This is a genomic window from Halobacillus shinanisalinarum, from assembly GCF_022919835.1.
GTDB classification, from domain to species: domain Bacteria; phylum Bacillota; class Bacilli; order Bacillales; family Halobacillaceae; genus Halobacillus_A; species Halobacillus_A shinanisalinarum.
The window spans coordinates 2626810-2649158 of record NZ_CP095074.1; the positions used below are offsets into that span (position 1 = coordinate 2626810).

23 protein-coding genes and 5 pseudogenes are annotated in these 22349 nt (G+C 39.3%); 18 read left to right on the forward strand and 10 right to left on the reverse strand.

Going from position 1 to position 22349, the window contains the following annotated elements:
* The first annotated feature begins 14 nt into the window (after positions 1 to 14).
* The 10 genes and pseudogenes from MUO14_RS13110 to MUO14_RS13155 all read left to right on the forward strand — a co-directional run bounded on the left by MUO14_RS13110 (position 15) and on the right by MUO14_RS13155 (position 6011).
* Complete coding sequence (locus MUO14_RS13110; RefSeq protein WP_244751136.1) at positions 15 to 308, forward strand: rhodanese-like domain-containing protein; 294 nt, start codon at positions 15 to 17, stop codon at positions 306 to 308.
* Between the two features lie 12 nt (positions 309 to 320).
* Positions 321 to 893, forward strand: coding sequence for a sulfurtransferase TusA family protein (locus MUO14_RS13115; protein WP_244751137.1), 573 nt, complete (start codon positions 321 to 323; stop codon positions 891 to 893).
* A gap of 26 nt (positions 894 to 919) precedes the next feature.
* A pseudogene (locus MUO14_RS13120) lies at positions 920 to 1332 on the forward strand (DsrE/DsrF/DrsH-like family protein).
* A 19-nt stretch (positions 1333 to 1351) separates the two neighbouring features.
* The gene (locus MUO14_RS13125) at positions 1352 to 2485 is read left to right on the forward strand and encodes an MBL fold metallo-hydrolase (protein WP_244751138.1); all 1134 of its coding nucleotides are present in this window, start codon (positions 1352 to 1354) and stop codon (positions 2483 to 2485) included.
* Between the two features lie 32 nt (positions 2486 to 2517).
* The gene (locus MUO14_RS13130; protein WP_244751139.1) at positions 2518 to 2745 is read left to right on the forward strand and encodes a sulfurtransferase TusA family protein; all 228 of its coding nucleotides are present in this window, start codon (positions 2518 to 2520) and stop codon (positions 2743 to 2745) included.
* A 52-nt stretch (positions 2746 to 2797) separates the two neighbouring features.
* Positions 2798 to 3577, forward strand: a pseudogene (locus tag MUO14_RS13135) (sulfite exporter TauE/SafE family protein).
* 270 nt (positions 3578 to 3847) lie between these two features.
* Entirely contained in the window at positions 3848 to 4411 is a 564-nt protein-coding gene (locus tag MUO14_RS13140) for a class I SAM-dependent methyltransferase (RefSeq protein WP_244751140.1), read from the forward strand.
* Positions 4412 to 4471: 60 nt separating this feature from the next.
* The gene (locus MUO14_RS13145; RefSeq protein ID WP_244751141.1) at positions 4472 to 4861 is read left to right on the forward strand and encodes a DUF302 domain-containing protein; all 390 of its coding nucleotides are present in this window, start codon (positions 4472 to 4474) and stop codon (positions 4859 to 4861) included.
* Positions 4862 to 5211: 350 nt separating this feature from the next.
* On the forward strand, positions 5212 to 5412 hold the full coding sequence (locus tag MUO14_RS13150; protein ID WP_091588189.1) for a hypothetical protein: 201 nt from the start codon (positions 5212 to 5214) through the stop codon (positions 5410 to 5412).
* Positions 5412 to 6011 carry an ATPase gene (locus MUO14_RS13155; protein ID WP_244751142.1) on the forward strand — a complete coding sequence of 200 codons (600 nt, stop codon included), beginning with the start codon at positions 5412 to 5414 and terminating at the stop codon, positions 6009 to 6011. Before MUO14_RS13150 ends, MUO14_RS13155 begins: the two co-directional genes overlap by 1 nt.
* Positions 6012 to 6430: 419 nt before the next feature.
* Here the strand turns inward: MUO14_RS13155 and MUO14_RS13165 are convergent, their stop codons facing one another.
* The 3 genes from MUO14_RS13165 to MUO14_RS13175 form a co-directional block, all read right to left on the reverse strand.
* Positions 6431 to 6931 carry a hypothetical protein gene (locus tag MUO14_RS13165; protein WP_244751143.1) on the reverse strand — a complete coding sequence of 167 codons (501 nt, stop codon included), beginning with the start codon at positions 6929 to 6931 and terminating at the stop codon, positions 6431 to 6433.
* A 662-nt stretch (positions 6932 to 7593) separates the two neighbouring features.
* Positions 7594 to 8931, reverse strand: coding sequence for a hypothetical protein (locus tag MUO14_RS13170; RefSeq protein ID WP_244751144.1), 1338 nt, complete (start codon positions 8929 to 8931; stop codon positions 7594 to 7596).
* Between the two features lie 283 nt (positions 8932 to 9214).
* Positions 9215 to 9430 (reverse strand): hypothetical protein, encoded by a 216-nt coding sequence (locus MUO14_RS13175; RefSeq protein ID WP_244751145.1) that lies wholly within the window; start codon positions 9428 to 9430, stop codon positions 9215 to 9217.
* Positions 9431 to 9786: 356 nt separating this feature from the next.
* Here MUO14_RS13175 and MUO14_RS13180 point away from each other — a divergent pair, with 356 nt between their 5' ends.
* From MUO14_RS13180 to MUO14_RS24325, 7 genes are all read left to right on the forward strand, one after another.
* On the forward strand, positions 9787 to 10800 hold the full coding sequence (locus MUO14_RS13180; protein ID WP_244751146.1) for a DUF3231 family protein: 1014 nt from the start codon (positions 9787 to 9789) through the stop codon (positions 10798 to 10800).
* A 74-nt stretch (positions 10801 to 10874) separates the two neighbouring features.
* Positions 10875 to 11870, forward strand: coding sequence for a DUF3231 family protein (locus tag MUO14_RS13185; RefSeq protein WP_244751147.1), 996 nt, complete (start codon positions 10875 to 10877; stop codon positions 11868 to 11870).
* Positions 11871 to 12340: 470 nt separating this feature from the next.
* Entirely contained in the window at positions 12341 to 12829 is a 489-nt protein-coding gene (locus MUO14_RS13190; RefSeq protein ID WP_244751148.1) for a hypothetical protein, read from the forward strand.
* Positions 12830 to 13067: 238 nt separating this feature from the next.
* Positions 13068 to 13610 carry a CBO0543 family protein gene (locus MUO14_RS13195; protein ID WP_304654182.1) on the forward strand — a complete coding sequence of 181 codons (543 nt, stop codon included), beginning with the start codon at positions 13068 to 13070 and terminating at the stop codon, positions 13608 to 13610.
* Positions 13607 to 14089 carry a CBO0543 family protein gene (locus MUO14_RS13200; protein WP_244751150.1) on the forward strand — a complete coding sequence of 161 codons (483 nt, stop codon included), beginning with the start codon at positions 13607 to 13609 and terminating at the stop codon, positions 14087 to 14089. Before MUO14_RS13195 ends, MUO14_RS13200 begins: the two co-directional genes overlap by 4 nt.
* Before the next feature lie 151 nt (positions 14090 to 14240).
* Positions 14241 to 15575 (forward strand): DUF2254 domain-containing protein, encoded by a 1335-nt coding sequence (locus MUO14_RS13205; protein ID WP_244751151.1) that lies wholly within the window; start codon positions 14241 to 14243, stop codon positions 15573 to 15575.
* Positions 15568 to 15690 carry a hypothetical protein gene (locus MUO14_RS24325; protein WP_255822113.1) on the forward strand — a complete coding sequence of 41 codons (123 nt, stop codon included), beginning with the start codon at positions 15568 to 15570 and terminating at the stop codon, positions 15688 to 15690. The genes MUO14_RS13205 and MUO14_RS24325 overlap by 8 nt, the downstream gene beginning before the upstream one ends.
* 86 nt (positions 15691 to 15776) lie before the next feature.
* Here the strand turns inward: MUO14_RS24325 and sda are convergent, their stop codons facing one another.
* From sda to MUO14_RS13235, 5 genes and pseudogenes are all read right to left on the reverse strand, one after another.
* Complete coding sequence (gene sda, locus MUO14_RS13210; RefSeq protein WP_244751152.1) at positions 15777 to 15896, reverse strand: sporulation histidine kinase inhibitor Sda; 120 nt, start codon at positions 15894 to 15896, stop codon at positions 15777 to 15779.
* Between the two features lie 488 nt (positions 15897 to 16384).
* Positions 16385 to 17532, reverse strand: a pseudogene (locus tag MUO14_RS13215) (IS3 family transposase).
* Between the two features lie 62 nt (positions 17533 to 17594).
* Positions 17595 to 18344, reverse strand: coding sequence for a hypothetical protein (locus MUO14_RS13225; protein ID WP_244751153.1), 750 nt, complete (start codon positions 18342 to 18344; stop codon positions 17595 to 17597).
* A 5-nt stretch (positions 18345 to 18349) separates the two neighbouring features.
* Entirely contained in the window at positions 18350 to 18808 is a 459-nt protein-coding gene (locus MUO14_RS13230) for a DUF3231 family protein (RefSeq protein ID WP_244751154.1), read from the reverse strand.
* Positions 18809 to 18840: 32 nt separating this feature from the next.
* Positions 18841 to 19350, reverse strand: coding sequence for a DUF3231 family protein (locus MUO14_RS13235; RefSeq protein WP_244751155.1), 510 nt, complete (start codon positions 19348 to 19350; stop codon positions 18841 to 18843).
* Positions 19351 to 19644: 294 nt separating this feature from the next.
* Between MUO14_RS13235 and MUO14_RS13240 the strand changes: the two genes are divergently transcribed.
* A complete protein-coding gene (locus MUO14_RS13240) occupies positions 19645 to 19830 on the forward strand; it encodes a hypothetical protein (RefSeq protein WP_244751156.1) in 186 nt (61 codons plus the stop codon).
* A gap of 443 nt (positions 19831 to 20273) precedes the next feature.
* Here MUO14_RS13240 and MUO14_RS13245 read toward each other — a convergent pair.
* Positions 20274 to 20801 (reverse strand): annotated as a pseudogene (locus MUO14_RS13245) (hypothetical protein).
* Between the two features lie 97 nt (positions 20802 to 20898).
* A pseudogene (locus tag MUO14_RS13250) lies at positions 20899 to 21908 on the reverse strand (DUF3231 family protein).
* Between the last annotated feature and the right edge of the window lie 441 nt (positions 21909 to 22349).

Genomic DNA, 22349 nt, shown 5'->3' on the forward strand with positions numbered 1-22349 from the left:
CAGGTGGGTTAGTAATGAAGGAAGTTACAGCAAAAGAGCTAGAGAAGAAAGTAAGAGAAGGAGAAAAGGTAAACATCATAGACGTGAGAGAGGATAAAGAGGTAGCACAAGGGAAAATTCCAGGTGCCCAGCATATACCGCTAGGGCAAGTGCAGGATCGACTGGATGAAATCGATAAAGATACAGCATCGTTTGCCGTTCCGGTGGGCGCAGTGGCAAAGCATGCGTTTTTTTTAAGTAAGCAAGGCTATGATGTAACCAATATGGCGGGCGGCATGCTGGAGTGGTCGGAGGAAGTAGAGAAATAAGGAGGTATTCACATGAATATTGAAGCAAATGAAATACTAGATGCTAAAGGATTAGCGTGCCCTATGCCCATTGTCAAAACGAAAAAAGCAATGAACAACTTAAATGAAGGGCAAGTTATTGAAGTTCAGGCTACAGATAAAGGATCTACTGCCGATTTAAAAGCATGGGCTGAAAGTACAGGTCATCAGTACCTTGGAACGGTTGAAAAGGGAACAGTATTGAAGCATTACGTTCGTAAGGCTAGCGAGGCTGAAGCGAAAGGAGAAACAAGGTATGAGGCGGTCACGGACCTAGAAGATCTGCGTAATAAAGTAGATGATGGAGAGAACCTATCCATTATAGATGTCCGTGAACCGGCTGAATTTGCATTTGGCCATATTCCTGGAGCCATCAATATCCCCTTAGGAGAGATTGAAGAACGTTTTCAGGAGTTGAATCAGGATGACCTGCATATTATTTGCCGTACAGGAAATCGAAGCGATCTAGCTGCCCAAAAACTAAGTGAAAAAGGTTTTAAACATGTGAAAAATGTTATACCTGGAATGTCTAAATGGGAAGGATCAACGGAAGGAAGTAATAAATAGCTCATTTTATAAGGAGGAATTTTAAAATGGCCGATACAAAAGTTTCCATTATTGCAGCAAACGGGAGTTTGTTTAACGCGTATAAGGTATTTAATGTAGCTACAGCTGCTGCAGCATCTGATGCGGAAGTAGGAATCTTCTTTACGTTTGAAGGGCTGAATTTAATTCATAAAGAAGGGCACAAAAGCTTACCACTTCCAGAAGGTAAAGAGCATTTCGTAAAGAGCATTTCCAAGAAGGGTTTGAAAATGCAAACGTTCCTACAATCGAAGAGTTAGTTGGAATCGCTCAAGAATTAAATATTAAATTAATTGCCTGCCAAATGACAATGGATGTCATGAGTTTAGAAAAGAGTGATTTTGTTGATGGAATTGAAGTTGGCGGGGCTGCTTCATTCATCGATTATGCGAAAGACGCTAATATGTCATTAACATTTTAGATAAGAAAGGAGAAACAGAATGACTGTAAAAACGATCACAACTGGTGAGTTAGCAAAGAAAGTTGTAAATCATGAAGAGACATTGATTCTAGATGTACGCAATACGGATGAATTTGATGATTGGAAAATTGAAGTCGGTAAAGTCAAGGTTATTAACGAACCATACTTTAATTTGCTCGATGGGATTGAATCTGTAGAAGGGGACTTGCAAAAAGATCAGGAAGTGATTGTCGTATGTGCGAAAGGCGGGTCTTCCCAAATGGTTGGCGAATTACTTGATGAAGCTGGCTATTCTTATGTTTATTCTCTGGAAGGTGGCATGAAAGCCTGGAGTGAACACTTAGAGCCGACGAAAGTGGCGGGTTTAAAAGGTGGAGGAAGCCTCTATCAATTTGTCCGCCTAGGAAAAGGTTGTCTCTCCTATTTCGTTGAGTCAGAAGGGGAAGCTGCGGTTATAGATGCCAATAGAATGACGGATATCTATGAAGCATTTGTTGAAGAAAAAGATGTGCAAATCAAACACTTGATTGATACCCATTTGCATGCGGATCACATTTCTGGTGGACGTCAATTAGCGGAAAACGTTAAAGGTACCTATTATTTACCTCCTAAAGATGCAACAGATGTTACGTTTGACTACACGGCGCTTCAAGAAGGTAATGATATCGTTGTCGGGAATACTACGGTGCAAGTACAACCGATTTATTCTCCGGGTCACACCCTGGGAAGTACGTCCCTCATCATTGATGACCAATACCTTCTTACAGGTGATATCCTGTTCATTGAGTCCATTGGTCGTCCTGATCTAGCAGGAAAGGCCGAAGATTGGGTTGGAGATCTGCGTGAAACATTATATAAACGATACAAAGAACTCTCTAATGATTTGGTAGTGCTCCCTGCTCACTATTCCTTTGCCGAAGAGCTTGGCAAAAGTGGTGAGGTGTCTGCTCGATTGGGAGATCTATATCAGAAAAATTCAGGTCTTCAAGTCGATGATGAAGGTGAATTCAGGAAAATGGTGACAGATAATCTTCCGCCACAGCCTAATGCTTATGAAAAGATTCGCCATACCAACATGGGGAAAGCGAATCCGGATGAGGAAGAACGTAGAGAAATGGAAATTGGACCTAACCGCTGCGCGGTTCACGGGTAATTAACACAGAAATGTAAGAGGAGGAAAAAATCATGGAAGCAGTAAAAAAATTAGATGCAACAGGCTTGGCTTGCCCAATGCCGATCGTTAAAACTAAAAAAGCGATGCAGGAATTAAATTCAGGCGACGTATTAGAAATTCATGCAACGGATCAAGGGGCTAAAAGTGATCTAACTGCATGGGCTAAATCAGGTGGCCATGAATTACTACAGGATACCGAGGAAGACGGTGTATTGAAATTTTGGATTAAAAAAGGGTAAGTGTGACTAAAAAGGGAGGACCATGTTCTCCCTTTTACAAAGGGGGGAGAGGATGGACCTAGCATTTATTATCATGATTTTTCTCATTGGCTTTACAGGGTCCTTGTTGTCCGGCATGCTGGGCATCGGTGGTGCCATTATCAATTACCCCATGTTGCTCTATATCCCGATCATAGTTGGGTTTGAGGGATTAAGCGCTTATGAAGTATCCGGCGTTGTGGCTGTGCAAGTGTTTTTTGCGACATTATCTGGTGTTTGGGTCTACCGAAAAGGCGGATATTTAAACAAGAGTTTGATTGTAACCATGGGGATCAGCATATTAATTGGAAGTTTGATCGGGGGGTTTGGATCACGGCTCCTAACGGAAGAAGGTATCAACCTTGTATATGGTCTATTGGCGATCCTCGCTAGTGTCATGATGTTCGTCCCCAAAAAAGGCATAGATAAAGTCAATCATGAAGAGCTTCATTATAATAAGTTCGTCGCGGCTGTTTTAACCTTTGCTGTTGGAATTGGGGCAGGCATTGTCGGTGCAGGAGGGGCTTTTCTCCTTGTTCCTATCATGTTAGTCCTATTAAAAATCCCAACCAGAATAACCATTGCGACTTCATTGGCTGTAACGTTTATTTCATCTATAGGTGCCACAACAGGGAAAATAGCGACAGGGCAAGTTCCGTTCCTTCCAGCCCTTGTCATGGTGGTAGCTAGTTTAATTGCCTCACCGTTAGGAGCAACTTAAGGTAAAAAAATCAATAGCAGGTATTTGCAAGGTATATTGGCATTATTAATTTTTGCTACAACCATTAAAATTTGGTTTGACATCCTATATTAATCTTGAACGGTCTCAATATAGGATTCAAGGGCAGGATGATATTCTTTTTCGTAATGACACTTAGGGCAGGATTTAACCACTTGGCTAGAGAGTAAACTTGTTCGACTTACTGTTAAATGTTCTTTGCATTGAGGGCATTTTTCTTTAAAAAGATTTTTTATAGTCAATTATTAACCCCCTTCACAAAAAAATGTAAAACCCATCTGTATACTTGGTATTATACCAAGAAATTAGACATGAGGAAAACAATAGATTGGAGAAGTGATTTGAGTGGAAGGGCACCGATTTAATCCTGAAAAAGCCGATAAATTGTTAAGCGAGGACAGACAACAACAATTACCCTATAAACAGATTATGGATATGCTGGAGTTAAGAGAACGTGACGTTGTAGCCGATTTAGGTGCTGGAAATGGTTATTTCACTATACCTATGGCGGAGCATACGAAAGAATCTGTCTTTGCCGTGGATATTGAGCCTAAAATGATTGAGATGTTAAAGAATAGGACAGCAGAAGCCCGGGTTAATAATATTGATTATCTCATAAGTGATTTAGAACATATCCCAATTGCCTCACAAACGGTTGATAAAGTGATGGTCTCCTTGGTTATTCATGAAGTTCCGAGTATTGAGAATACTTTAACTGAAATTAGGCGAATTTTAAAACCAGGTGGAATCGTTTTGTTTATTGAGTGGGAAGCGATCGAAACAGACGGTGGCCCCCCAATCCATGAAAAAATTTCTTCAGAGGATTTAGTTAAGACCTTACGAATCCAAGGGTTTGAAACAACAGTCTTTCAACTGTATTCAAGCCATTATGCCATTAAGGCAAAATGAGTTTAAGAGGTTATGTTAAAGGGGACTTTATGACAAAGTATCAGAAAGGGGACAGTTTAGATGTTTCATTATACGGTGGAAGCCAATCAAACAGTTGAGGAATCTGTAAAGGTATTGGAAGAGGTGCTGAGAGAGGAAAAGTTTGGCGTTCTTTGGGATTTCGATATTAAAGATACTCTGGAGAAAAAGGGATTCGATTACGATCAGAACTATAGGGTCCTTGAAGTTTGTAATCCAGAGGCGGCAAAAGAAGTTTTAACACAAAACTTTATGGTCGGTTACTTTCTTCCTTGTAAAATTGTTGTGTATGAGGATCAAGGAAAGACGAAAATTGGGATGCCTAAGCCAACAACACTTATTGAGCTAACGGGAGATGAATCGTTAAAAGCATTTGCAGAAGACATTGAATCTAAGCTTGTTGCATGTATGGACAAAGCAGCCAATAAATAATATTCCTGTCGGTAGACTGTTTAAGGTGATAAATAGATGCTGCATAAACTAGAGCCCCAATTCCGTTTTATAAACGCGAAATGGGGCATTTTTGCGCGGGTTATACCCTCAACCATTATCACTCATTTTTGAATTCACTTATTTTCAATAAACTACATTTCAGATTTAAGATATAAATAACCTGAATTATAAAGGAGGGACTTCTACTGGCGGTACCCCAATTAAATTGGAATATCAGGGATTGAGGAATAAATTATCTTCTTCGGATTCATGTTATCAAAAACGAACACTTATGACAGCAGTAATTTCGTCTGATATAATTTATATATAAAACAAAGGTGGTGTTTTATATGCTAGAGCGTGAAGGCGAATCCCAAGGAAGGAAATTTGCTTGGGTAGATAAATGGGTAAAGATGACGGGTGATCGAGCTAAAATCGATGCTAAAGCAAATAACACCTATATTGTTTACGAAACAGAAAACGGACTCGTGAAAGAATATCCGGATGGAACCATTGTGAATTTTGACAAAAAGCCAAATGGTGATAATTAATGAGGTCCACTGAGCTCCCTCCCATGATGTATATCTTTGCTGGAAACAATGGGAGTGGAAAAAGCACGATACGTAACCTGTTAATCGATAAGTTAGGTATAGATATCAATATTGATCCGGATTCCATTGCTCGCAGGTTGAATCCGCAAGCACCCGAGACCAAACAATTCGCGGCAGGAAAAGCAGCAGTAAGATTAGTCTATGAGTGCATTGAGGAAGAGAAGAGCTTTTCGATTGAAACGACGTTTGCTGGGAAAAATGCCATCCACCAAATGACCAAAGCCAAAGAAAGAGGCTTTGAAGTCACAATGTTTTACGTTGGACTTGGCCACGTAAAACAAAACATCGAACGAGTGGCCTTACGTGTAAGAAATGGTGGGCACCATATCCCGACAAAAGACATTTTGAAAAGAGATTCGACTTCCAAAAAAAATTTACTTCGAAATTTGCCTCTCGTTGACAACCTCTTAGTCATCGATAACAGTAAATCGGATGGAGAACTGGTTTTAGAAACCTCCAAAGGCCGTATAACTTTTGTAGCCAACGACCTGCCTGACTGGGCAAATCCAATAAAACAGAAATACAATGCAACAACATAAAAGATTCTCCTTTTTTGTAAGAGAGGAGAATCTTTTATGTAATACGAATCTATGGAACTGCACGGATCTATTGTGATGCTAACAAAGGGCAATCGTGTTAAATAAATGAAGGGCCTTTCTTTTAGCGTTCCAGAACAGTGAATCATTTAAGGAAAGGACAAAAGAACGATATAAGATCGAAGCGAAGATGAGTGAGCTGAAGCATAGACACGGATATGAATCACCTCATATTCGGATCTTCGAGGCACGCGCGTACAAGGTGCCATGGCGATCTTCACCGTTAATATAAAACGAATGTTGAAGCTTTTAATGAATACTCAAAAATTAGCAGTTCTTCAGCGACCTCGTTTTCCTTGGTGTATTTGGTTTTATAGTCAAAATAGAACCTGTTGGAGACATCAGCTTCCTCTCCATACTGGTTACTGTGTCATTATATTTTGTTTCAGCTCATTCAAACTTTCCAAGGTAGGCTGTACCCATTCTTTCATCTTTTCAATGTCAGGTTGGTCTTTCTTAGCTTCATTAATAAGTGGATAGAGGCTTTCCTCTATTTTCTTATATTGATCTGGGAATGATTCTTCCACCTTCTTTTCAATTCTGTCCCAGTCTTCCTCAAGGGTTTTCCCTTTTTCATTTATTGGATTTACGTCCTCAGGGTCTTCTAGGCTAGAATCCAATTGCTCGACTGAGCTAATAACAGTATCAACTCCAGGTGCCAGTTCAGTATCTTCTCCTTCGTCATCGGTACCATTTTCCTCAGAAGGTTCTACGGAACTCTCCTCATTACCGCTAGGGGATTCACTGTTCTGTTGATTAGTTTGGTCTGGAGCATCCGTATTGTCTTGATTATCAGGTGAGCCGCAAGCTCCTAAAATTAGGCCAAGAACCAGGATAAAGCTGAATACATAATAGCGTTTCAAATGAACGCCTCCTTTTTAGAATTGAGTTTAGAGAGAGTATTCCCATAATATTCCTGATCAAACCAGGCCATTAGAACTAATAATTGAGCTATGGCAAATAATTTATATAGTTTTAGGATAGAAATCAAGTCGCTCAGCACGGTGAAATTCCCCTGGCACCCTTACTAATTAGGTGATCATATACGATAACGTAACCGAACGAAGAATTTTTCATGTCCTACGATGGCATAACGATTTTATCTTAATAATTTAATAAAAACCGATACGTGACCCGAAAAGAGATATAACCTAAACGCATTCTAAACCAGAGAGAATGAGGAAGGGGAAAAGCTATCGAAGTTCAGTAAGTGAATCATCATGAGTAAAAATAACCCCTCAATTAAGTGGAGAGCATGGACACCCAAAAAAATTAGGAACGGTAAGTAAACGTGTGGCAACCTTAATTGAAATAATAACAACCTCAGGTTGAGCCCTTGTTTTTTTAAGAATAATTGAGTAAGTATTTGAGATTGAGGGAAGTTCAAGAAAGAAATAGACCTTTGTGTATTTATCTGCTATGAAAGCAAAAATTAAAACGTTGTTTCTTTGACAGTAAAAAAGAGAGTGGGGCTGAGTCCCACTCTCTCTATAATATTGAAAAACAATAGGGGAGATTTTTTGACTTACTTCAAAGCAGATTTTTTGCGGTAAAGAAGGGCACCGCCACCTGCTGCAAGAACAGCAAGACTGATCCAAGCCCATGCAGAGTTAGATGCTGTGCCACCCATACCTGTTTTAGGCATAGATTCTGGCATCATTTCTGCACTGAATTTATCTGGCATTTGTTTTGCGATCGCACCAGACAGTGCTGTACCTATCATGGACATACGCTTATGTCCCTCATCAAAAGTTTGATATGCTTTCTCATAATCTTCACCAATATAAGCAGTGAACACATTAATCACGTCTTGTTCGTGAGCCATCAGAACTTTTTCAGCTGTTTCAGCTGGAAGATTACCTTCCGTTGCCGTACCAAGGAAAGTGCCTAGTTCTTTAGGGAATTCTTGTAGTAGTTCTTGTTTGATTTGTTCTACTTTTTCAGTATTGTCGTTCATCACAGCTGTTCCTAATCCGGCGCTATTCTCATATTGAGAAGAGAAGATTTTTGCGAATTGCTCAGCACCTTCTTGACCATAAAGGGATTTAACAGCCGCTTTCATCTCATTCGCATTTTCTTCTAATTTTTCTGTAACAACTTCAGCATCTTCAGCACCTTGGAATTGCTTAATACTTGTAAGCGTCTGGTAGCTGAAGTGAAGACCTAACAACTGATTAAACGTTACACGAAGATCTGATGCTGGTGTAACTACTTTAGTGTTATTGAATTTCTCAGGCATTTGTTTAACAATGGCTTGGGAAAGAGCTGTGCCAATTGTGTACATACGCTTGTACCCTTCATCAAAGGTGTTATACGCTTTTTCATAGTCACCATTAATGTAGCTAGATACGACATCAATCACGTCTTGTTCATGAGCCATTAGAACTTTTTCAGCCGTTTCAGCTGGAAGGTTTCCTCCTGTAGCTGTTTCAAGGAAAGCACCCAGTTCTTTAGGGAAGTCTTGACTTAAAGCTTGTTTCACCTGTTTTTCTTTCTCAGCATTATCATTCTTTAAAGCCATGCCTAGGCTGGCACTGTCTTCATACTGAGAAGAGAAAATTTCAGCAAACTGGTCTGCCCCTTTTTGTCCATAAATGGATTTGATAGCAGCCTTCATTTCATTGGCGTTTTTTTCAAGCATTTCCTGAGCAACGTCTGCGTCTGGGGCACCTTGATACTGTTTAAGAGCTGTAAGCACTTGATATTCAAAGTGAGTAGCTAACAGTTCACCAAAATTAGCTCGTAAATCTGCGGCCGAGGTTTGGACTGGCGATGTGTGCTTCTCCCCTTCGTGTGCCATAGCTAAGGATGGTATTAGTAGCATTATGGCCATAAGTAAAGCGAAGATTCGTTTGATCTTCATACGTTCTCTCATCTCCTTTTCTCATTTTGTATTAGAACCCATCTGTTTGAATTCTACTTAGCTATCGTTTTACATACATATTTGGATCATCTTTACTGGAGATTTGCCAAAAATATAAACTGTAACCGATAAAAGCAGTATGAAACGCGTTTAAAGAGGTAGCGTCAGGATTTTGACATTTGCTGGCGGTGCCCTGTATATGTTTGATGAACATTTATCATGCTTGTAATATGATCATATGTGAATATATACATATGATGAAGGGCTATAATAAAACTTACTCTTAATTATTAGATTCTGTTCGGCTTTCTTTTGACTGTAGGTAGATATATAAAGTCACTATAAGGTCTAACAAAGGGATAATAATGATTATTGCTGTATTCATTTCTAATCCAATAAAGGGATGCAGATCAATCGTACGAGCAAAAGGGAGACGTATAAGAAAGTAGACTATAATCAGGATAGATAAAACAATACGCATTTTAGTTAGATTAATCATAGTGAACCTCACCTCTTTTCTTCCTTCAAACTTATTATTACAAAGTAATACGTTTTTAAAAATTACAGCATTTGGTAAATTCGTTAATAACCTATCTGGGTTTAAAACATCAGGCCCTTTTTTCACAGTTGAAGAATGTATTATATCCCCACGTTGCTGTTCAAAATCATCTCACAAGTTGATGTATTTATTTAAACTGTATGACTCTTTCATTCCCTCCTTTTTACCCTCCATATTATACAAGTGGCGACTGTTTGAAAAAATCAATTTGTCAAAGACTAAACCGCGGGGAATAATGAATATTTCGTGGAGGTGAGGGTGAAAATACCAATTAATAACCTTTGGAGGGATCCCTTATGGAAACAACACACAACGCGAAACTAACTGCAGCGGAACTGTCACAACTTTGGTCTGCCTATATAAACGATACGCTTATAACATGTGAAGCGACATACTATCTTCAAATTATTGAAGACCCACAAATACGAGAACTTATGTCCTTGACTTTACAAGAAGCCGAGGGACATATAAAAAAACTAACGGCAATTTTTAACGATAATCAATACCCACTTCCAAAAGGCTTTACGAAAGAAGAAGATGTGAATGTGAATGCTCCTCGCCTATTTTCCGATGTGTATATTTTAAATTGGCTAAGCCAGTTCGCGAAGTTAGGCCTTAATGCTTATAGTGTTAGTGTAGAAGTCGTTACACGGGAAGATATTCAATCTTATTTTAGTGAATGTCTCTCTCAATCCAATGAATTAATTAGAAAATCAAACGAAGTTCTACTATCCAAAGGGCTTTATATGCGCCCTCCTTCTTTGCCAACACCCGATGGTATCGATTTTGTTAAGTCTCAGGAATTTCTTGCAGGTTGGTTTGGTGATGTACGACCATTAACCTCTCTTGAAATTACAAATCTATATACAAATATACAACGTAACGCTCTAGGTATTGTGACAATGCAAGCCTTTGTCCAAACAGCAAAATCAAAGGAAACAGTTCGCTACTTCAAAAGAGGCAAACAGATTGCTGGAAAACATGTTGAAGTATTCAGTTCAACTATGCAAAAGGATGACCTGCCGGCTCCTATGACATGGGATGCAGAGGTAACTGATTCAACATCTCAAGTCTTTTCGGATAAATTAATGATGTATAAAGGAACATTTCTGACTGGTATAAGTTTAGGCTATTATGGAGCCAGTATGGCAGCAAGTCCCAGGCGTGATCTAGGGGCAATGTATGTAAGGCTTATGGCTGAAATCGGTAAGTATGCTGAGGACGGCGCAAATATTATGATAAAAAATGGGTGGATGGAAGAGCCCCCACGGGCAGCTGATCGTGATGAATTAGCTAAAAAAAAGGGTTAGCATAAGCTCGGAGCTAGAACGGACAAAAAAGACAAGTTAGAAAATACAGGAATAAAAAGGAGGAAGATCGTTCTATGGAACCTACATTGACACCATCGGAAATCTCAAATCTGTGGAACACTTATTTGGGCAATACCATGGGGAGTGAAGTAACCAATCTTTTCCGATTGAATGTGAGGGATGAAGAGATTCACAAGATGCTCGATACAGCTCAAAAAGACGCTAACGAAATCGTCGACGGGGCGAAGTTCTTACTCAATGAAGCAAAACATCCTCTTCCGGAGTCTTTTGATGAAAATGATGTCAACCGTAATGCCTCTCCCCAGTTCACAGATAATGCGGTGCTTTTGTTAAAGCATTCATTAACCCAAAAGGCATGTATGGAATATTCTGCGGCACTGACGTCCTCAACGCGTGGAGATGTGCGGAATTATTTTGTTCAATGTCTCACCCGGACGAAGGCGTTGCTTAACACATTAGTAGAGCTCGTTGATAAAAAGGGGTTAAATCAACCCAAAATTCATATTCCAATACCCGGAAAAATTGAGAAGGTGCAAAAGCAATCGTTTTTAGGAGGATTTGTGAAAGGCAACCGGCCCTTAACGTCTGAAGAAATTAGACACCTTGTATTTAATTTTCAGGATGTGGCGGTTATGAATTCGGTTTTTAAAGCCTTCTCTCAAATGACGGAATCGAAAGAAATAAAGGAGCAATTCAATCGCGGGGTAGAGATTGGGAATAAACATTTGGATATTTTCCAGTCGCTTATGAACAAAAACGATTTACCCAACCTCCCCACATGGGAAAGTGAGATTACCGATAGCATCGATCCTTCCTTTTCAGATCGGGTCATATTGTTTAAAACTTCAATATTTATTGGAGCTACGGCCTCGAATTATGGAAAAGCTCTCTCGACCTCGTTTAGAAAGGACTTAGGTGTGGATTTCCTGCGTTTGATGGGTGAATGGCTCATCTTCGGCGAAGACAATCTCAATATCATGATTAAAAGGGGTTTTTTGGATCAAATGCCATTAGCCAAAAGAGAGGATCAGGTGGATTGTTCTTCCTAGTCAATGGGCAATATAATTCAACTATGTTGTTTTGCGAAAACACCTTTTTAAGCTTAACAAATGATGCATGATATATAAGGGAATAGAGAAAACCGGATGACATAATTTCATTTCGGAGGGTCGGGACCTGCCGGCAAGCACCTTGGAATTTTTACTTCCTACTAAGGGAAAACTTTCTTTCAGAAGGAACGATGAATTACCTCCGAGGTGAACAACTCAACGGTTGCCCTTTTTTCGGATAAACTGATGATGTACCCTATTACCATACTTATCGCTTCTGGAATCGGGCATGGGGGAAATTGTTTTTCAGTCCGAGTCATGATTTGGGTGTAAAGTACTCGTTTAACTGCAAAGGTTAGACTTTATGCCAAGGACGGGGCAAACATTTTGATTAAACAACGGTTGGTTGGAACAGCCACCAGAAACGGCTTATCGTAAAGACTTAGCAGATTAAGTTAGGAAAATGCTTAATGGATAATCGAGAGAATGACAAGTTGGAAAAACTTTTATGGAGTATTGCCCTTCCTGGTTTTGGGCAACTGTTAAATGGCCAATACATCAAAGGAATTGTGTTTATTGCATTAGAATTTCTCGTCAATGTCCAAGGCGGTTTTAATGAGGCGATTGTTTCAAGCTTCTATGGAAATCAAGCAGCTGCCATCCAACAAATCGATTATGGGTGGTTGATGTTTTACCCTTGTTTGTATTGTTTTGCAGCGTGGGATGCTTATAAGGAAGCAAGTGGAAAAATGCCTCCTTATGCTTTTCTCCCGTTTGTTTTCGCAGCTTATTTTGTGACGGTTGGATTGATTTACTCACCGATAGTAAGATTAATGGGCGTATTGGTAGGACCTATATGGCTACCCATGCTATTTTTGATTCCGGGAATAGGTATCGGGTTGATTATCAGAAGTTTACTGATAAAAGTGCATGGAAAAAAGATAATTGATAACAAATAATCACATATGGATTCAAAGAAATTTGATAGGTGATTCTTTTTTAAAAAGCTGGTATTAAATTTATAGTTTAATTACAAAACCAGTTCTATTTAATGTAACTGATCTCTGTGTGTAGTAAATGTGTCCCTAATTAGGTTGATAACTGGCAGTTAGCCTTTCCTCTCCATTGGCATTACCTGACTTCATTGGTACTACGCATCATGATCATACAAATCCAAATTAAAAGGAATTAACAACTATGCACGTGGCTATTACAATTTGGGCTATTATTTCCTCATGGCAATGGTGGGATCGGGAAAACTTCCACAAGTGCCATACAACAATACTGTACATGTCATTAATGAATTTATTATATATGTTTTTGACGGGTGGTTATATATTGTGGAAGATTCAGCCTGACCTTGGACTTCCTTTCCCCATCGTCAGTATGCTATATACGTTTATTATTTTCCCTTGTACGGTGATTTTATATTTGTCCCGTTATCCGAAGTCTGTTAAAAATCAGGTCCTTCACAACATGAAATGGATTACTATCTACATGGGACTCGAATGGCTGGGTAGTTTATGTAGTCGTATTATTTATGACCATGGCTGGAATTTAGGATGGTCATTTTTGTTTGTCCTCACCATGTTTCCTATGTTGCGTCTCCATTACAAAAGGCCTCTACTTGCCTATTTGTTGTCTATTATATTTATTGCTTTTTTACTTTATAAATTTGAAGTCCCTTGGAAAGTTACAATGGAAAATCGTTTATTTATTGGGGGGATCGTTTCTGTATGACTATGGAGCAAATTATTTTATTAGCGGTGTGGATAGTAGCTTTCTCTGCCCTTTTATTACTCATTCCAAAAGATAAGATTCTTCATGCCTTAGTAGCCTTTCATATTAAGCAGTGTATAACATGGTTGTTTGGTCTTATTGTTGTTGAGATGAGGCTGATTAAATATCCTGTCAGGTTGTTTGATTATGCAACCAAGGCAAGTTTTACTTTTGAATTTTTTGCATATCCTGCAATCTGTGCCATCTTTAATGTTCATTATCCAGAGGGAAAAAGTAAAATCGCTAAATTTGGTTACTATGCTCTATATACTTCAGTCATTACAGTTATTGAGGTAATACTTGAAATAAATACTAATGTCATTGAGTATATCCATTGGTCTTGGTACTGGACTTGGATAACTTTATTTGTAACATTCTTTTTGTCACGTTCCTATTATAAGTGGTTCTTTAAGCAAATAAACACTCGACATGTCAAATAAATATAAACCTACATCATTTGAACACCAACCATAATTACTCTCCCTCATTCCTCGAATCGTTTCCGTACCCCAATTTCGTGGTCACCTTCTGACAAGTAAATAAGGAAATGTGGTAAAAAATAGGCCCATTATTTAAAAGGAGCGAACTGCATTGAAACGAACAAATCTATGGCAAAACACACTACAAAGTTTCTGGTTTTTACCAGCCCTTTATGGGATTGTAAGCATCGTATTGGCGATCGTTGCGGTCAACATTGATTTCTCCTTGACTGGAAAGGAGTTAAAAACAATTGTGCCGGCTGTGCTTGTTCCCGACAGCAAATTGGTTGTTAAGTTATTAAGCACGTTAACAACAGCCACTCTGACCATGACAACGATCACCTTTTCGACGATCATGGTCGTTTTGACGACGTTTTCGGGCCAATTCTCGCCGCGCACTCTGCAAAACTTCATTGCCGATAGAAAGGTACAAAATATCTTGGCAATTTTTGTCGGTGGCTTTGTCTATGACCTGGTCGCCTTCCTCCAATTGAAATCACCGGGAAAAGAAAGCCTATTTGTGACACCTATTCTTGCTGGTATGATAGCCATCATCGGGGTAGCCGCATTTGTTTATCTTATTAATCATGTGGCTAAATGGGTCCAGGTCAATAATTTAATCAATCGACTTACCTTAGAGGCGATAGAAACCATTGACCACCTAGATAATGATATCCGACGGTATCAAGAAGACTCCAGGCAAGAATGGTCGCCCAACTTCGATGCCCAAACGGCTGAGGAGGGCACGATTACGACTAAACAGCCGGGCTATGTGGGTCTAATCGATTTCGGTACTTTAATGAACTATATAGAAAAGGATGATATTACGGTAAGGATGAATGTCTATCTCGGTGATTACGTTGTAACGGGAATGAAGCTTCTATCTTATTCCCAAGACCCCGATCATCCTGTCACCAATATTGACAAGTATCGAAGCTGTGTGAAAGTAGGGGTGGAACGGACAGGTGTCCAGGACATTGAGTTTGAAATTCAGAAGTTGGTGGAAATTGACTTGAGAGCTATTTCTCCGTCTACCAATGATCCGCATACAGCGATCAATTGTATTAATCGGATTGGAGAGATTCTCATCCAATTGGGTAATAAAGAATGGCTGCGACCAGAGCTTTACGATACTCAGAGGCAACAACGGTTGACCATCAAACAACATGATTTTTCCTATTACCTCTATAAGGCTTTCTTTCAGCTTCGTCATTATGGTAATGAGGATGTCTCTGTGACGACGGCCATTTTGCATGTCCTTAAACTGATCGCAGGACATGCCCCAACCAATCTCCATGATACGATTTGGAAGTTTGCTGAGTATATTTTTTCCGGCTTTAATCAAGAAGTGCTTCTGCCCCTGGATGAAGACTATCTCAAACATGAACTTTATCAAATAGCTGAGATGACCGGCCATGAAGTAACAGAGGAGATGAATAATGACTAGGTCAGTACGTCTTTATACAAAAAAAGCACAGGTTGATATGGACCAAATGAAGTTAGTGATTTGTTTGAAGCAGTCGAGGCATATAGACCTATTATTGATGAATATGGCCCGATAATGCGATTTCAGGCGCTGTCCCTTATTCCGGTTTAGCGCCCCTTATGCGGAAGGCTCAGTATCAAGATAATCTGAAATATCCTCTTGCTATGACAAGGCGCGGTGTTCTAATTCCTTTTTCATTAACCTAATAAAATCTGGCGGTAAATGTAATGCCTTTGCATGATGATAGGCTTCAACAAGTAAAGCATCAGATAGGTTTTTCATCCGGCACCTCATTTCCTAATGAGACGTATTTCTCTACTTTAATTCCTGAGCATGGTTTTTGGCTACCCATTTGAGAAACTCTTTTTCATCCACTGTTAATTTTCGATCAAGTTTAGTTTCAAATTCTCGAACAAAATGTATGTATGCCTTTTTCTCAAAAGAGTTCATTATTCCGTTTTACCCTGCCTCTCCTTTCAAGATGTATTGAATATTATATCGAAAAAAGAGAATCACTACATAGTAAAAAGACGTTGTGAAGTTACTAAAGCCTCAATTCTCGTTTGCCACACCGAGAATTGAGGCTTTTATATATTTTGAGATCTTTAATGAAAGTTGTTATATCTTGGATTTATGTCAAGAAAATGGACACTCAAAATGTTGATTTATCTAGACCCCCTACCGCGCTCCGCTTGCTGGCCTCTCAAGTAAAGAAGGGCCCTTGCCCCTTCTTTACTTGAGAGGGTAACTAAAATGACTTATACCGGCCTTCACCTCTTGGATATACTTTTTTCGTAAGCTATAGGTGACATGTATTGAATGGCTGAATGAATACGCTTGTAGTTGTAAAAGGTCATGATATAGGCGAATAGGCTTCGTTTAGCTTCTTCACGTGTTTGATAGTTCTCATGGAATATGAGCTCCTTTTTGAGGACACTGTGAAAAGATTCGATACAAGCATTGTCATAACAGTTTCCTTTTCTACTCATACTCGTCGTTACATCATTGTTTCGTAGAATCGCTTGATACTCGTTTGCAGCGTACTGACTACCGCGATCAGAGTGATGAATAAGTCCTTCTTTTGGCGGCTGTTGATCCATAGCTCTCTGTAAAGCCCTGATCGTCAAGGCTTTGGTCATTCGATGGCTCATTTCCCAACCAATGATTCTCCTTGAAAATAAGTCCATCACCGTGGCCAAATACAACCAACCTTCCTTTGTCCACACGTATGTGATATCACTCACCCAAACGGCCCCAGGTCGATTCACTTGAAACTGTTGGTTCAATAGATTGGGATAAATAGGATAAGAGTGTTTGGAATTTGTCGTCGCTTTATACTTCTTTACGGTTTTGGAGCGCAGGCCATTCTCCCTCATGATCCGAGTCACGGTCTTTTGAGATACATTCCACCCTTGTTGTTTTAATTCTTTCGTAATTTTCGGACTCCCGTATCTTCTTTGAGACTCCACATACACCCGTTTTACTTGGGCAGTCCGTTTCTCTTTTCGCCTTTCCTGATTACTCTGGGATCGTTTACGCCACTCATAAAAACCGCCTTTAGAAACACCTAATACCTGGCACATCTTCGCTACACGGAACTCGTGTCGGTGCTTTTCGATGAAGTCGTAGATTACTTCTGATTTTTGGCGAAGATGCCCATCGCCTTTTTTAGAATGGCGACTTCTTCTTTCAGATCACGAATTTGCTTATCCTTTTCATACTCGGCAGCATCTCTCGGACTTAGGTTCCCACTCCCAACAAAGCTGTCTTCCTTATCTTCCTTGTATTTCGTTACCCATTTATTCAGCGTCTGATGGACTAAATCAAGTTCCCTTGCCACTTCCGCAATCTTTCTGCCATCTTCCACGACCATTTTTACCGCATATAATTTGAATTCTTTATCGTAACGTTTACTCATTTTGGACACTCCCAAGAATTGTTATTTTCAGTATAAAAATCTTCATTCTCTGTGTCCAATTTCTAGGCTAACATCATCTTTAGCCTGGGCATTTTAAACTCTGAATGCTGGTAGTTCCTTTTTAAAAATTGCGATTGCTCCCAATCAAATCGATTGTTATTTTCGACAGCATAAATGTATGCACTATATAAAGCAAAGCCATAAACCGAAGGCAAAAACAGTAACCACCCTGGATTGAAGACCGTGGTTGATAGATGAACTTCTCCCGAGAAAATGAGTTGTAATCCTCCAAAGAAATGTGAGAGGTAACTGAAACTGACCCATGAAATCAGGATGATAAGAGCAGGAACTATCTTTCGGAGGGAGAGATGCCCCGTTCCCGGTAGGAAAAGTGACCACATCACAACAATCCAAGGTTTCCTTTTTTGAAAATCATGATACCTCCGATTGGTTCCGACATCAATCCGATCATGCTGCCTTCGTTGAGCTAAAAGACAACGTTTATTAAAGGCAAGGGTATTGCGGTAACTATCCCACATCACAAAAAAATATAAAGGGATATATAGAAAGATCAATTGAGGTTCAACGACCTCCTTAACCTTGTCAAATTGCCCTGTAAATGAATACACCATAGCAAGATTCAAGTTTCCACTGACGTTTAACAAAACCTCAGATGCAATGAACACAATACCTTTAAGATGTTGGGACAAGAGGAGATGCCCAAACCCTGGGAAAGCAGCAGACCACCAGACAACCACCCAGGGGGTTTTACAGTGCAATGGGGTGGGGTCAACCATTCGCTGTTTTTCCATTTTTATCACTTAGCTAATTGATCCCGGTCAACAGCTTGTGGTGGTTCCTCCAACCAACCATGATCAATCATGATATTGGCACTGTCTTCCGCATAGGCCGCAAGTTCTGCCATCAAACGAGTATAGTGGGTGGCTAAATCACGTCTTTGGCTTGTGCCTATACTAGACCCATAATGGGCGATGCTGGAGGAAATTAAGGCGGACACCTGAAGCATCATCAATTTATCGGAAAAAGGGGCCGTCGTAGAAGCCGTCGGCTGTGTGCTCCATGACGATGCAGAAGGAAGGAGGTCCTCACTTAATAATGACCCAAAAATTTCAATATGCTTTGCTGAGATGTCTCTCCCCCTTTTCATGTGGTCACGAACAACTTGCAATTCCGCAACTTGGCTAAACCCCGTTATCGTTCCCAACCCTAATTGATTCCGAATCATATTAAAATAGATACTTGAAATCTCAATCACATTGATGGGTCTGCGATTGCCAAACCAACCTTTTAAAAAGGATTGCTTTTGGGCATATTCCACTTTATCAGATGTAGGAATGAAGGGGGGCGTATAAACAGGCCTTTGTTTAACATCTGCTCTGTTGCCTTATTGTACAGTTTTGTGGATTCATGTAGACACTCCGTAAAGTATTCACAAATATCCAAACGTGTGGAGTTTGACAAAGCTAGCGTGTAAGCTTCCATTCCGAGCTTCCCCATATTTTGAATGTTGAAAAGATAATACTCATCTGTATACAAACGGGGGGCTTTATGGTAATCGTTTTTTATCGTAAAACCATCCGGAGCAGTGAGCTGTTCTTCGGTGTAGATCGATCGTAATTTTTGTATGTGGGATTTAGATAACTGTAAGGCATATTCCAAAATGGGACGGATCTCCGAATCTTGAATGTTGTCTAAAAAATGGGTGAGAGTGCAAATTGACAAAGAATCAGTTTGATAAGCTGTCCAAATGTTAGCGATTTCTGCTGAAGTAAGTTGAACATTATGCTTCGTTTCCATTAATGTTTGACCTCCAAAATATAGCGATTTTACTACTACTTTTAACCTAAACCAAGGGAAATATTCAATGAAAAGCAGTATGTTCACATGTTACGGAAAAACTAGGGAGATTTTGATCATCGTAGTGGAACTGATGGTGTTTACTCTTTTCTTACTTGTCGTTAATTTGCATGATTATCAATAGATGTGTAAAATTGAAACTCTATTAAGAGGGCTCATACAAGATACGTTTACTATAGAGCGTTTACAATGGGGAAAGAAAATATTTAATAGAATAGGACGTGTATGTATTCCATGCCGTATAAATTAATCTCCCATGGTACCAAACCACCCAAAGAACTTCATCATTCAGGTACGGACACCCTCAAAATATTTCATACGTTTGGAGATGCTATCGTGATGAAAGATGAGTTAAATGCGATTACTGTCGATAACGTCCATTGGGAAGTGATCCCTTTATCCGTAGAGAAGGAAAAATAACGAGTCGTTGTAATGTCCTTTTTTAAACTGATTGGATTTAAAAATAGAATAATAAATCCTTGGATAAACCAGGACTAAATATTTATGGGCTTTTTCGTTCACTTGCCAAAGCGTCGAGCGAAAAAGCCCTTTTTTTTGTTCTTTTTTTCTTAACCCGGGGTATGGAAACGATTCGAAGAATGTGGGGCCACTTTGGAAAATAAAGCAAATGAAACGGCCTATTTCCAATAGTTCAGCAAACGGGCCAGGTAATAGGAGGACACGCTAACTATTTAACAATTTCATACGGTAAGGTAAGTTCACTTCACAGAACAGGCTTTCTGTGAAGTAAACCAAACCAAATTACCGAAAATTAATTTGAAAACGTCTATTATCTCAATGAATTCACTTCACAAAAGATGATTAACGTAGTATAAATTGTTGTCATAACGTTGTTTTCACTCTTAACGTAGGGTTTTTTCAAAATGTTGGCGAGACTCCAATAGATTCTTTTTGTTATATTTTAAAGTATTGATTAACAGTAGGTTATTCATCCACTTTTTTAGTAGTAGTCCAACTACTACCCCTGGCACCACGGACAACATGGGTAACCATACAGGACCGAATAATAGTCCCATCATCTTGAAGGTGTTCGAAAAAATTAGACCCACTGTTACAAAATAGGCGGAAAAGGCAAATGGCAAAAAGGTATATGATGATTTCCCTCCCCCGCATCTTTGTAGGCTCCCACATCGCAAAAAAGTACAAACAAGGATAAAACATTAACCATTGATAATTAATTTGTTGAATCGCTTTTTCCATTTCCCCATGAAAACTTAAAAAATCACTTCATTAAAGTTGGATTGAACATTAATCATAAATTCCAATGTAATGAAAAGTAATCCTTTAAGAATTTTACCATTTAAAACTTGGCCAAAACCCGGCAATGCAATACTCCAAAGTAACCTTTCATACTTATTATTTTGATTCATATTACCCGTCCTAAATAATCGTAGATGTTATTCCATTACCACTACTCCTTCTTCGTGCCGCAAAAAGATTGGGCGAAACAATTAGACTCCATAGACTTTATTGCTCTAGTTTACTGCGATCTTCCATCTGCGGCGGTTCTTCCATCCATCCGTTTTTAATCATGATCTTTGCACCTTCATGAGCATATTCGTAAGTATCCTTCGTGAAAAATGTCATTTTTGCTGCAAGGTCGTTTCGTTGACTAAAGGCAGTTCCTAATGAATTGCCCCCATGGCAAAACTGCAAAAAAGACTGGTACAATACATCATGAGTTTATCCGAAAATGGGGGGACGGTTGAACCGGTCGCATGTCCACCCGAGGAAGAAGGGATTTGGATGCCGTCTTCGAGAAACGTTTCACTCATCTCTTTAATAATACTTTTGGATAGCTCTGCGCCTTTTGAAAAGAACTTTTTGACTTCTTGGTTACTGGCACATTGAGCAAAACCAGTAATCATTTGTAACCCAACAACATTTGTTTCAACACCATGATAAATATAAGCAACTTCTACTGTATTTAATGTTCGTTTCTTACCAACTTTAGTCAGTGGGTTAAGTCCACCCAGATAGTTTTTATCTTTAACAAACTCAACTGAACCAGGCATTGAAGTATAAGGTGATCGAGCAATCATACCTTTTTCAAGCAAATACTGGGTACAGGAATTATAGGTTGCCTGAGTAATCGCGGTAAGATCCTTAAAGATCATTATGATATCTTCACGGTATGACATGTTTAAGTTTAGCGTATGCAGTCCCATACTAATTTCTTTTAGTAATCGGACAAACATGATATCAAAACCATTGTCATATAGTTTTGGAACATCCTTATTGACATCTTTTGAGGTGTACCCTACTGGGATTGCAGCTCCCTCACTCTTTAAAATTTCTGTTATTTTCTCAACATAAGGGTCTAATTCATTATATAAATCAACCATGATCTTTTTAGCTTTATCATCGTCGGCTTTTTCAATAAAGTACTCAAGCATCCGCATAATCATTGTTTTCTCTTGGTATGTCAGCCATAGAACGCCAAGTTCGGATGACGTGATTGCAGGTTTTTCAGGCATGTAACATTCCTCCGTTATGTTTATTACTTTAGTCTTACTCAAATTATCTATTTTATTACTTTTTTTGCTCTCTGTTTATTTCAGAAAAACAGAAACAAGGAATATTAGGGATTAGGATTTTTATCTTTCAAATCCTTAACGCTGTAAAGCCGCATTTTCCTGACGTTACACCTTCTCTGCTTTAGAGATGCCCTCGCAATCGTCTTTTCAGTCATTGGTGCAAGTATTGGCTTTCGACTAGTATGGGGACCGATCGTTTGGGGAATGGGCTTAGCCTTAGGATGTTTGATCGATGTATGGGTCAACACAAAAACGCAAAAAAACAGAGGAAACTAAGAGGAAGGCGTCGGGATTCATTCTCATTGTCTAATGTGATAACGATCAAAATCAAATGGTGAAGGAAGTTCTTTGGGATAATCTTGCTCTTGGCGTTGCCAAGAT